The 12,188-nt window shown below is 54.7% G+C and carries 10 protein-coding genes; 8 read left to right on the top strand and 2 right to left on the bottom strand.

Features of this window, described 5'->3' with window-relative positions:
* Window positions 1-2 precede the first annotated feature (2 nt).
* From surE to rpoS, 5 genes are all read left to right on the top strand, one after another.
* On the top strand, window positions 3-749 hold the full coding sequence (gene surE / locus Q354_RS0118030; RefSeq protein WP_027858814.1) for a 5'/3'-nucleotidase SurE: 747 nt from the start codon (window positions 3-5) through the stop codon (window positions 747-749).
* Window positions 750-778: 29 nt separating this feature from the next.
* The gene (locus Q354_RS0118025; protein ID WP_036230588.1) at window positions 779-1,414 is read left to right on the top strand and encodes a protein-L-isoaspartate(D-aspartate) O-methyltransferase; all 636 of its coding nucleotides are present in this window, start codon (window positions 779-781) and stop codon (window positions 1,412-1,414) included.
* A gap of 9 nt (window positions 1,415-1,423) precedes the next feature.
* Complete coding sequence (locus Q354_RS0118020) at window positions 1,424-2,365, top strand: DUF368 domain-containing protein (RefSeq protein ID WP_027858812.1); 942 nt, start codon at window positions 1,424-1,426, stop codon at window positions 2,363-2,365.
* 87 nt (window positions 2,366-2,452) lie between these two features.
* Complete coding sequence (locus Q354_RS0118015) at window positions 2,453-3,226, top strand: peptidoglycan DD-metalloendopeptidase family protein (protein ID WP_245601084.1); 774 nt, start codon at window positions 2,453-2,455, stop codon at window positions 3,224-3,226.
* A gap of 49 nt (window positions 3,227-3,275) precedes the next feature.
* Window positions 3,276-4,304, top strand: coding sequence for an RNA polymerase sigma factor RpoS (gene rpoS / locus Q354_RS0118010; RefSeq protein ID WP_027858810.1), 1,029 nt, complete (start codon window positions 3,276-3,278; stop codon window positions 4,302-4,304).
* Window positions 4,305-4,345: 41 nt separating this feature from the next.
* Here the strand turns inward: rpoS and fdxA are convergent, their stop codons facing one another.
* Both fdxA and mutS read right to left on the bottom strand, forming a co-directional pair.
* Window positions 4,346-4,672, bottom strand: a complete 327-nt coding sequence (gene fdxA, locus Q354_RS0118005) for a ferredoxin FdxA (RefSeq protein WP_027858809.1) — start codon at window positions 4,670-4,672, stop codon at window positions 4,346-4,348.
* 118 nt (window positions 4,673-4,790) lie between these two features.
* Complete coding sequence (gene mutS, locus Q354_RS0118000) at window positions 4,791-7,370, bottom strand: DNA mismatch repair protein MutS (RefSeq protein ID WP_027858808.1); 2,580 nt, start codon at window positions 7,368-7,370, stop codon at window positions 4,791-4,793.
* A 261-nt stretch (window positions 7,371-7,631) separates the two neighbouring features.
* Here mutS and recA point away from each other — a divergent pair, with 261 nt between their 5' ends.
* The 3 genes from recA to alaS all read left to right on the top strand — a co-directional run bounded on the left by recA (window position 7,632) and on the right by alaS (window position 12,165).
* Entirely contained in the window at window positions 7,632-8,684 is a 1,053-nt protein-coding gene (recA, locus tag Q354_RS0117995) for a recombinase RecA (RefSeq protein WP_027858807.1), read from the top strand.
* An 83-nt stretch (window positions 8,685-8,767) separates the two neighbouring features.
* Window positions 8,768-9,229: a regulatory protein RecX gene (locus tag Q354_RS0117990; protein WP_036230678.1), complete on the top strand. Its 462-nt coding sequence runs from the start codon at window positions 8,768-8,770 to the stop codon at window positions 9,227-9,229.
* A 341-nt stretch (window positions 9,230-9,570) separates the two neighbouring features.
* A complete protein-coding gene (gene alaS, locus Q354_RS0117985; RefSeq protein ID WP_036230675.1) occupies window positions 9,571-12,165 on the top strand; it encodes an alanine--tRNA ligase in 2,595 nt (864 codons plus the stop codon).
* Window positions 12,166-12,188: the final 23 nt, after the last annotated feature.

The following is a 12,188-nucleotide window of genomic DNA, read 5'->3' as shown; positions in this document are numbered from 1 at the left end:
GTATGAAAGTTCTGATCTCAAACGATGATGGAGTTTTTGCTCCGGGACTTAAGACGCTGGCGGAGCTGCTGGAACAGGAGCATCAGACACTGGTGGTCGCACCAGACCGCAATCGCAGCGGAGCCAGCAATTCACTGACACTGGATCGGCCGCTGGAAGCAAACCGTCATGCTAATGGCTTTCTCGGCATTAACGGGACGCCAACCGATTGCGTGCATATGGGGGCTTCCGGACTGTTCGAGATGGCACCGGATATTGTAGTCTCTGGTATTAACGCCGGTGCCAATATGGGCTGTGATGTAATCTATTCGGGTACGGTTGCTGCCGCGATGGAGGGGCGACACCTGCCTCTGCCGGCCATCGCGGTATCGGTCGCCGCATATCAGCCGAAGCATTATGAGACGGCGGCGGCGGTAGTGCGGGATCTGCTGGCGGATATCCGCTCGCTGAACCTGGCGCCGCGGACAGTATTGAATGTTAATGTTCCGGATCTGCCGCTATCTGAACTGAAGGGGGTTCAGGTGACACGGCTGGGGCATCGGCATTTAGGGGACAGGCCTGTGTCGACACAGGACCCGCGTGGGAAAGAGCGGTTCTGGATTGCAGGTGTGGGGGATGTGGCGGATCGTGATCCCGGGACGGATTTTTTTGCTGTTGATGAAGGTTATGTCTCGGTTACACCGCTGCACGTGGATATGACGCAGTATTCCGGAATGGATAATCTGGGGTGCTGGCTGGAGGCGTTGTAGTGAATGAGCTCTGGTTTCAGGGTATTGGAATGACTTCAAAGCGCACGCGGGAGCGGTTGGTCTCCCGGTTGCGTGAGCAGGGAATTGATGATGAGGCGGTGCTGCAGGTAATGCGGGATACGCCGAGGCACATTTTTATCGACGAGGCGTTGTCTCATCGGGCTTATGAAGATACGGCCCTGCCGATAGGATATAACCAGACAATATCGCAGCCCTACATTGTGGCGCGTATGACAGAAGTATTGCTGCAGGATGGGCCGGTCAGCCGGGTGCTGGAAGTGGGTACCGGATCGGGGTTCCAGACGGCGATTCTGGCCCAGCTGGTTGATCAGGTATTTAGTGTGGAGCGAATCAGGCCGCTGCAGGAAAAGGCGCGTCAGCGTTTGCAGGTGCTGAAATTGCGCAACGCCCAGCTGCTGCATACGGATGGCGGTATGGGCTGGCCTTCAAAGGCTCCTTTTGATGGCATACTGGTCGCTGCGGCGCCGGATGAAGTGCCGCCTGAGTTGTTGCAGCAGCTGGCAATCGGTGGCCGCCTGGTGATACCGGTTGGTGGTGGCAGTCAGGAACTCAGGCTGGTACGTCGGCTGGATGAAGAGACGTTTGACACTCAGGTATTAGAAGCCTGCAAGTTTGTACCACTGCTCAGTGGTACTGTTCGTTAAGGAAGAAGAATGCAGAATTCACGTGGCTGGAGGGATTATCTGGCACTCTCCGGCAAAGGTATGATGATGGGCGCTGCCGATGCAGTGCCTGGCGTTTCCGGCGGTACTATCGCTTTTATGACCGGAATCTATGAAGAGCTGATCTTTTCTCTGCATCAGTGCGGGCCGGAAGCGCTGAAGGTCCTGTTGAGGCAGGGGCCGCGACAGGCATGGCAGCATATCAATGGCAATTTTTTGCTGGCGCTGTTTGGTGGTGTCTTGCTGGCATTACTGTCTTTTGCCCGGGTGGTGCTGTATCTGCTCGCCAGCTATCCCGAGTTGCTCTGGTCCTTTTTCTTCGGGCTGATACTGGCTTCATGCTGGCTGCTGGTGAAGCAGATACAGGGCTGGAGCAGTAATGCCGTGAGTGCCTTTATATCGGGCACCATACTGGCCTACCTGATTACCACCCTGGCTCCGACGACGATTGAGGCAACGCCGCTGTCTATTTTCCTGGCCGGTATGATTGCCATCTGTGCCATGATTCTGCCCGGAATATCCGGCAGCTTTATACTGTTGCTGATCGGCATGTATGCTCCGGTGATGGGGGCGATTAAAGGCTTTGATCTGATGTTTATCGCTATCTTCGGGGCGGGATGTGTTATTGGTCTGCTCAGCTTTTCCCGGGTGCTTAACTGGATGTTCCAGCATTACCACACTGTGACGCTGGCCCTGTTGGGTGGCTTTATGCTGGGTTCACTGAACAAAGTCTGGCCCTGGAAGTATACGACCTCTTACGTCATTAACCGTCATGGCAATGAAGTGCCCCTGGTGCAGGAAAATGTATTGCCGGGAAGCTACGAAGTCATGACCGGGCAGGCCGCATTTCTTGGCGGTTCTGTCGCTATGCTGTTGCTGGGGATGGCGTTGGTGGTTTTGCTGGAGCGAAGCACCCGATCTGCCAACGGTTAGCCTATGCCGGCGATATGGCGCTTTATCTGTATCCTGATCACTGCAGCCCTGCTTCTCCAGGGATGCAGTGGCCGTTCCCGGGTGCAGGTGGATGAGCGTTCATTGGGGGCGGCTGGCAGTAAGGTCAGCAACACTCAGCCTGTTTCACGCATAAAAAAGACCCGCAGGAAAATTTCACCGGTTCCCGAAAGTTACCGGGTAAAGCGTGGTGATACCCTCTACTCTATTGCATGGCGTTACGGGCTGGACTACCGCCAGCTTGCTGCTCGCAACCGAATCAGCAAAAACTATCAGATATTTCCCGGTCAGCGACTCAGGCTCAAGGCTGCAAAGCCGGTGGCTAAGCGCAAAGTGACTGCGGCTTCCCCCTCCAGGGCTGTAAAAAAGCGTAAAGTGTCTGCAGCGCCTGCCGCTAAAAAAGTAGCGACAGTGCAGAAGGTATCTTCTGCAGCAGTAAAGGCCCCCGTGAAACCTGTATCAAAGGCGCCTGATCTGACCTGGCGCTGGCCGTCCGGGGGACGTATCATCGCTGGCTTCAGAACCAGTGGTCAGGTAAATAAGGGACTGAATCTGGAGGGGAAAAAAGGAGACCCTGTCTATGCTTCTGCGCCTGGTGAAGTGGTCTACGCAGGCAGCGGATTGCTGGGTTACGGCAACCTTATCATTATTAATCATAATCAAAAGTTTCTTAGTGCCTATGCGCATAATAGTCGTATATTCGTAAAAGAAAGTGATATGGTTAAAGGAGGTCAGAAAATAGCTGAAATTGGAAGAAGTGGTACAAGCAGGGAGATGCTGCACTTTGAAATACGCCGTGATGGCGTACCGGTTAATCCACTGCGATATCTGCCAAAACGATAATCACAATAATGTTTGGCGAGATAGGTGGGCACAAAGGGGCTGGGAAATTATGGATAGTATCGATAAAAATTATGAAGCTGTAGAGGACGTCAGCATAGAAAACGAGGAGCTATTAGATAGCAATTCTGACTCAGATGCTGATAGTGACACAAAGCCGGCAAAGGACAAGGGGTCTGAAGTGCCGGATCTGATTAAGAGTGGCCGCGGTCGTGGCAGTGTCGCACATAACGATCTGCTAAACGCTAAAACTCTGGATGCAACACAGCTTTACCTGAACGAGATCGGCTTCTCCCCGCTGTTGACGGCTGAGGAGGAGGTCTATTATTCGCGCAAAGCTCTGAAGGGAGAAGAGGCTGCCCGTAAGAGAATGATCGAAAGTAACCTGAGACTCGTGGTTAAAATTGCACGGCGCTATATCAATCGTGGTCTGTCTCTGCTGGACCTGATTGAAGAGGGTAACCTTGGCCTGATTCGTGCTGTTGAAAAATTTGATCCTGAGAGAGGATTTCGCTTCTCGACCTATGCCACCTGGTGGATCAGGCAGACAATTGAACGCGCGATCATGAACCAGACGCGCACTATACGCCTGCCAATACATGTGGTCAAGGAGCTTAACGTTTATCTGCGCGCTGCGCGCGAACTGGCTCAGAAACTCGACCATGAGCCATCGGCTGAAGAGATTGCGATGCTGGTGGATAAGCCGGTGGAAAATGTCGAGAGGATGCTGGGATTGAATGAAAGGGTCAGCTCGGTCGATACGCCGATGGGGAAAGACTCTGATAAGTCCCTGCTGGACACAATTCCAGATCTGGACAGCTCTGACCCAGAGCAGTTGCTGCAGAATACCAATATCAGCGGCAATCTGAATAAATGGCTGGATATGCTGCCTGAGAAGCACGCAGAAGTTCTCTCCCGGCGCTTTGGCCTGCGCGGTTATGAAATGAGTACTTTGGAAGAGGTCGGTCGTGAGATCGGGCTGACGCGAGAGCGTGTGCGTCAGATCCAGGTCGAAGCGCTGCGTAAGTTGCGCGAAATTGTTGAGAAAAACGGCCTCAGCGGCGAGGACTTATTACGCTAAGAGCTACACTCTCCCTGTAGTATGTACGGCTTCGTCAAGGATTACTCTTTGCGGAGCCGTTTTAGTTTATCTGCTTCACCATTCCAGCTGTCTGCGTCCGGCAGGGCGTCTTTTCTTTCGCAGATGTTTGGCCAGAGTTCGGCCAGCGTTTCATTGAGTTGATAGAACGGCTGCTGACTGTCTGTCAGCTCGTCTTCGTGAATAATTGCATCGGCAGGGCATTCCGGCTCGCACAGGGCGCAGTCGATACATTCATCAGGATGAATCACCAGCATATTCGGCCCTTCGTAGAAGCAATCTACCGGACAGACTTCAACGCAGTCGGTGTACTTACAGAGGATGCAGTTTTCGGTCACGATATAGGCCAAGATTCCCTCCTGTGCCTGCCACTGTGGCGAGGCTTTGTGTTGGCTGAATCAGTGGACTCAGTATGAAACAGCATAGACCATCCCGCTGCCGCGGGACGGTCTTCTGTGAGGGAAGGCGTTAGAGCGCCCCCTTGAGCTCATAGAGCAGATCCAGCGCCTGACGCGGCGTCAGTTCGTCCGGTGACAGGCTGTTGAGCTTTTCCACCACTGGATGAGGTTGACTGGAAAAGAGGTCGTTCTGCAGCGGCTGAGGGGGGAGTGAGGCGGTAATCGGCTGGCTTTGCTCCTGGCTGCTCTCTTCTAGCTGCAGCAGTTTGCCCCGGGCATTGTGGATAACGTTCTGCGGCACGCCAGCCAGCTTGGCGACCTGTAAGCCGTAGGACTGGCTGGCCGGTCCCTCCAATACCTCGTGCATAAAGACAATGTGGTCGTTGTGTTCGACGGCGTTGAGGTGCACGTTGAAGACATGATCAGCCATCTCAGGCAGGCTGGTCATTTCGAAGTAGTGGGTGGCAAACAGGGTAAAGGCGCCGACATTGCGGGCCAGATGTTCGGCGCAGGACCAGGCCAGTGACAGGCCGTCAAAGGTGCTGGTGCCGCGACCCACTTCATCCATCAGGACCAGGCTGCGATCGGTCGCGTTATGCAGGATATTAGCGGTTTCGGTCATCTCAACCATAAAGGTTGAGCGCCCGCCGGCCAGGTCGTCCGATGATCCCATGCGGGTAAAGATACGATCGACAATGCCGATCGTGGCACTATCGGCCGGCACGTAACTACCGATATGAGCAAGCAGTGTGATCAGTGCGGCCTGGCGCATATAGGTGGATTTACCCCCCATATTCGGGCCGGTGATGATCAGCATGCGACGCTGTTCGGACAGCTCCAGGTTATTGGCGACAAAAGGCGTATCAAGTACCGTTTCGACCACCGGGTGGCGGCCTCCGCAGATGCTGATCTGAGGCTCTTCTGTCAGCTTGGGCGCGGTGTAGTTCTGGCTGGCGGCCCGCTCTGCCAGATTGGTCAGTACATCAAGCTCGGAGAGTGCGCTGGCGCAATCCTGCAGCTGGGGCAGGTGCTGGGCAAGAATTTCGATCAGCTTTTCATACAGGGCTTTTTCGCGTGCCAGTGCCCGGCTTTTCGCCGACAGGGCTTTGTCTTCAAATTCCTTAAGCTCCGGAGTGATAAAGCGCTCGACGTTTTTCAGTGTCTGGCGGCGGATGTATTCAACCGGAGCCTGCTCCGACTGGCTGCGACCCAGTTCGATGTAGTAGCCGTGTACCCGGTTATAACCGACTTTAAGTGTCGATAGTCCGGTGCGTTCACGCTCGCGGTTTTCCAGGTCGACCAGGTAGGCACCGGCGTTTTCGCTCAGCCCTTTCAGTTCGTCCAGTTCGGCATCATATCCGAGATTGATCATGCCGCCATCGCGGATAACCACCGGGGGATTTTCGACGATGGCTTTTTCCAGCAGATTGGCAAGATTGCTGTGCTCTGCAGCCTGATCGGAAAGCTCGGCAATGCGGGCGGCATCGCTCTGGCGCAGTAACAGCTGAATCTCCGGCAGCGCCTGAAGGGAGAGTTTCAGGCGTTCAAGATCCCGCGGACGGGCTGAGGCCAGGGCGATACGGGAAAGGATGCGTTCCATGTCGCCGATCTGGCGAAGTTGATCACGAAGGTCTTCGTAGCCATACCCTTCCAGTAACCAGCGAATGGCGTCCTGACGAGCCAGCAGGGTATCCCGGTTGCGGAGCGGACGGTTTATCCAGCGGCGCAACATCCGGCTACCCATCGGCGTACGGCATTTGTCGATTACCGATGCCAGGCTACCTTTTTTGCCGCCATTGAGATTGCTGTCCAGCTCAAGGTTTTTTCGGGTGGCCGCGTCCAGTACCACACTCTCGGCCCGCTGTTCGATCTGGATACGGCGGATATGCGGCAGCGCGCTGCGCTGGGTGTCCTTGGCGTACTGCAGCAGGCAGCCGGCGGCCGCCAGGGCCAGTTTAAGGTGATCGCAACCAAAACCGCTCAGGTCGTGGACATTAAATTGCTGGCACAACTGACGTTCAGCGGACTCGAGTTCAAAATGCCAGGGGGCCTGGGGGCGTATGCCTTTGAGGTCGCCCAGGAGGGACTTTAGCAGGCTCTCCTCGTTGTAGAGGATCTCGGAAGGCTTGAGTCGTTCCAGCTCGCTTTGCAACGCTTCATCACCGCTGACTTCGAGCAGGCTGAAGCGGCCACTGCTGATATCAACCAATGCAATACCATACTGCGCTTCGGACTGAGTGACTGCTATCAGCAGGTTGTCGCGATGTTCATCCAGAAAGGCTTCGTCACTCAGGGTGCCAGGGGTGACGATACGTGCAACGGCGCGCTCCACCGGACCTTTGCTGGTGGCCGGATCGCCAATCTGCTCACAGATTACAACAGACTCTCCCTCTCTTACCAGGCGAGCTATATAGTTTTCGGCCGCATGAAAGGGTACGCCGGCCATGGGGATCGGCTCTCCTGCGGACTTGCCACGAGCGGTGAGCGAGATATCGAGCAGTTCCGCTGCCTTTTTGGCATCATCAAAAAACAACTCGTAGAAGTCACCCATGCGGTAAAACACCAGTTGTTCCGGGTGTTGGGCTTTGATGCGCAGGTACTGTTGCATCATCGGAGTGTGGTTCTGAAACGAGCTGGACTGACTTGTCATAACGGCGCTGGCAAATCCATAAGAGTATTAAAAGAAAGGTAACCCGTGTTGGGATTCACACGGGCGTCAGGCATTTTACGGTAATCGGAGTCTTATCTGAACCCGAATAGAATTCGTCATGCTGTTGCAGGTGGCGTGACAGCAGGAGCTATCTGTATGACTGTGGAAATTTCATGCAACTGTGGTTGCAATCGAGCCGTGTTATGAAATAATACTGTCCAAACATACAGTATTATTTCAACGCAGCTAACAGGGTTGAAGATGGACGCAAATCGCAAAAAAGCGCTGGATGCAGCGCTGTCCCAGATTGAAAGACAGTTTGGTAAAGGCACCGTTATGCGCATGGGCGATCAGCCCCGCGAGGCTATTCCATCTGTATCCACAGGTTCCCTCGGGCTGGATATTGCGCTCGGTATAGGAGGCCTGCCTTTTGGTCGTATCGTTGAGATCTATGGTCCGGAATCCTCCGGTAAGACCACGCTGACACTGCAGGTAGTGGCTGAAGCCCAGAAACAGGGTAAGGTTTGTGCCTTTGTCGATGCTGAGCATGCGCTGGATCCGATCTACGCTGAAAAGCTGGGTGTGGATGTCGATGCGCTGCTGGTATCTCAGCCTGATACCGGTGAGCAGGCGCTGGAGATCTGTGACATGCTGGTGCGTTCCGGTGCTGTCGATGTGATCATCGTCGATTCTGTGGCGGCGCTGACACCAAAAGCTGAGATTGAAGGCGATATGGGTGACTCTCACGTTGGTCTGCAGGCTCGTCTGATGTCTCAGGCACTGCGTAAGCTGACCGGTAATGTGAAGAATGCCAACTGCCTGATGGTCTTCATCAACCAGATTCGTATGAAAATCGGCGTGATGTTCGGTAACCCGGAAACCACCACCGGTGGTAATGCCCTGAAATTCTATTCCTCTGTGCGTCTGGATATCCGTCGTACCGGTGCCGTGAAGCAGGGGGATGAGATTGTCGGTAACGAAACCCGCGTTAAGGTAGTGAAGAACAAGGTCTCTCCACCATTCCGTCAAGCCGAGTTCCAGATTATGTATGGTGCCGGTATCTATCATATGGGTGAGGTTATCGATCTGGGTGTTCAGCAGGGGCTGGTGGATAAGTCAGGTGCCTGGTATGCCTATAAAGGGGATAAGATCGGTCAGGGTAAGGCCAATGCTGCCAAGTACCTTGAAGAGCATCCTGAGATCGCTGCTGAGATTGAAGGTGAGATCCGCGCCCGGTTGCTGAACGTACCCAAGCCTGCCGCTGCCGCTGATGCTGAGTCTGCTGAGGATAAGCAGCAACTGAATCTGTCCTGATACGGTAGATTTGTCAGGAAATTAAGGGCCGCTTGCGGCCCTTTTTGGTCTCTGAAAGAATGACTTTCCGGGAGGGGGTGCAGATGAGTAGCGATGAGATCGGCGAGATTAAGCAAGTGGTGCTGAGGCTGTTAGGGCGTCGCGAATACAGTCGCCATGAGCTGGAACAGAAATACCGTAGTCGGTTTGATGAGGTCCAGCTTGAGCAGGCGTTACAGCAGCTTGAGGCCGATGGTTATCTGTCAGATAGTCGCTTCGCTGAAGTGTTTCTCCGAAACCGCATTGCTCAAGGCTATGGCCTGCAGCGTATCCGCTTTGAGTTTCGCCAGAAAGGGATTGCCTCCGAGTTGCTTGATGAGGCCCTGGAAGAGCAGGCTCCGGACTGGTATACGCTGGCAGCTGATGCCTGGCAGCGTAAGTTCCGCCAGCCTCCGGCGGGAGATCACAAGCTCTATGCAAAGCAGATGCGCTACCTGACGCAGCGTGGCTTTGGGATGGATGAAAGTCGCCATGCAATCGCTTCTGCCGGGCGTGACGATGAGTGAAGCTGGTGTCCGGGTGAAATATCCCCGGACTGAAGCTGTTATCCCTGCTATTTCTGCGCTGATTATATAAAGCGCGGCTTCGGTAATTCCGCATTAAGCCCGAGCTGCCCCGAACCGTAACGCACGCCATTCTCCGCTGTCCACTAATTCCCCCCTGCGGCAAAAATAGTCGTACAATTTTCAGGCACGATATATACTATTGCGCTTTTTTGACGCGGTTTTCGCTCAGCTTTGGCTGACCAACAACCCCCGATATGCGACATTTAGCGGGTAAATAAAACCTGTAGCTCCGGCCGCTGGCCTGAACTGAACGGATACAGACGGTTCTCCCTATGAAATACATGACAAGTGCTGAAATTCGCCAGGCATTCCTGGATTACTTTAAGCAAAACGGCCACCAGGTCGTATCCAGCAGCTCCCTGATTCCTGCAAACGACCCGACATTGATGTTCACCAATGCGGGAATGGTGCAGTTCAAGGATGTTTTCCTGGGAGATGAAAAGCGAGCCTATACCCGAGCGACCACCTCGCAGCGCTGTGTGCGTGCCGGTGGTAAGCATAATGATCTCGAGAATGTCGGCTATACCGCCCGTCACCATACCTTCTTTGAAATGCTGGGTAACTTCAGCTTCGGTGACTACTTTAAAGCTGAAGCAATTCGCTTTGCCTGGGGCTTCCTGACGGAAGTGATGCAGTTGCCGAAGGAGCGACTGTGGGTGACGGTTCATCATTCTGATTCCGAAGCTGAGCGCATCTGGAAAGAGGAGATGGGTATCGATCCGGAACGCTTCTCCAAGCTGGATGAAGATAACTTCTGGTCGATGGGTGATACAGGCCCTTGTGGCCCTTGTACCGAGATCTTCTTCGATCATGGTCCTGAAGTGGCTGGCGGCCCTCCGGGCAGCCCGGATGAGGACGGTGATCGTTATATCGAAATCTGGAACGTGGTGTTTATGCAGTTTAATCGTTCCGCCGATGGCGAGATGACACCGCTGCCGAAACCGTCCGTGGATACCGGGATGGGCCTGGAGCGTATCGCTGCCGTGATGCAGAACGTTCACTCAAACTACGAGATCGACCTGTTCCAGCGTTTGCTGAAGGCGACTGCAGAAGCCGTCGGCACTACTGACCTGGAAAGCAAGTCACTGCGCGTTATTGCAGATCATATTCGTTCCTGCTCATTCCTGATCGTGGATGGGGTTATTCCATCCAATGAAGGGCGGGGTTACGTTCTGCGTCGTATTATCCGTCGTGCCGTTCGTCATGGTAACAAACTGGGTGCCCAGGGAGTCTTCTTCCATAAGCTGGTCGCGGCGCTGGTCAGTGAAATGGGTGAAGCTTATCCAGAGCTGAGCAAGGCTCAGTCTCAGATTGAACGTGTACTGCTGCAGGAAGAGCAGCAGTTTGCCAAGACGCTGGATAACGGCATGAAGTTGCTGGAACAGAGCATTAAAGCGCTGCAGGGATCTGTGATCTCCGGTGATACGGTGTTCAAGCTGTATGACACTTACGGCTTCCCGGTTGACCTGACTGCTGATGTGGCGCGAGAGCATGAGCTGACCATCGACATGGCTGGGTTTGAGCAGGAGATGGATGCGCAGCGTGCCCGTGCCAGGGCCGGTGGCAACTTCTCTGTTGACTACAATGACAAGCTGGATCTTGAAGGTGAAACTGCCTTCACCGGTTACGATGTGCTGGAAGACAGCTCCGCCGTTGTCGCGCTGTTTAAAGAGGGCGAAGCGGTCAATCAGCTGTCTGCCGGAGAAAGCGGCATCGTGGTGCTGAACAATACGCCGTTTTACGCTGAGTCCGGTGGCCAGGTCGGTGACCAGGGCGCTCTGAACTGGGACCGAGGCCAGTTTGCGGTGGCGGACTGCACCAAGGATGCCGGTAACCACCTGCATCATGGTGCGGTATCTGAAGGTGTTCTGAAAGTCGGTGACAGTGTTTCTGCGGCAGTAGATCAGGCCAAACGCCAGTCGGCGGCACTGAACCACTCTGCGACCCATCTGTTGCATGAAGCTCTGCGCATTGTGCTGGGCGAGCATGTTCAGCAGAAGGGCTCGCTGGTAACCGCCGAGCGTCTGCGCTTTGATTTCTCCCACTTTGAGGCCGTGACTGCCGATCAGCTGGCTCAGGTTGAGGCGATTGTGAATGAGCAGATCCGCCTCAATACTTCGGTGGAAACCGAGGAGATGGCGATCGATGACGCCAAGAAGAAGGGCGCAGCAGCGCTGTTCGGTGAGAAGTACGGTGATGTGGTACGCGTGCTCTCCATGGGTGGCGATTTCTCTGTCGAGCTTTGTGGTGGTACCCATGCCAAGCGCACCGGTGACATTGGCCTGCTGAAAGTGGTTTCTGAAGGCGGTATCGCTGCCGGGGTTCGTCGTATTGAAGCGGTAACTGGTCAGGCTGCGGCTGAATGGGCGGCAGAGTCTGATAGCAAGATTGCTCAGTTGGGCGCATTGCTGAAAGGCTCCCGTGATAATCTGGTCGAGAAGGTGCAGGATCTGGCTGAGCGCAACCGTCAGCTGGAGAAGGAGCTGGAACAGCTTAAGGTTAAGCTGGCGGCCTCTCAGGGCGCTGATCTGCTCAGCAATGCCGTCGAAGTGGCGGGTGTGAAAGTGCTGGCGGCCAAATTGGAAGGGGTTGAGTCGAAGGCCCTGCGCGATACCATCGATCAGCTGAAGAACAAGCTGGGTTCCGGAGTGGTTGTTCTGGCTACCGAGGCTGACGGCAAGATCAGTCTGGCTGCCGGGGTAACCAAAGATCTGACCGCTAAGGTTAAGGCCGGTGATCTGGTGCGCGAGCTGACCGCTAAACTGGGCGGTAAAGGCGGCGGTCGTCCGGACTTTGCCCAGGGTGGCGGTACAGACACTGCAGCACTGCCTCAGGCGCTGGAATCTGTAGTTAGCATGGTGGAGGCTGCCTGTTAAGGCAGCCCTTTAGGGGCGACAGA

This window comes from Marinobacterium jannaschii DSM 6295 (genome assembly GCF_000620085.1).
In the GTDB taxonomy this organism is placed as follows: domain Bacteria; phylum Pseudomonadota; class Gammaproteobacteria; order Pseudomonadales; family Balneatricaceae; genus Pontibacterium; species Pontibacterium jannaschii.
The sequence above is the reverse complement of the archived record's forward strand: the minus strand, read 5'-3'. Positions and strand labels throughout refer to the sequence as shown.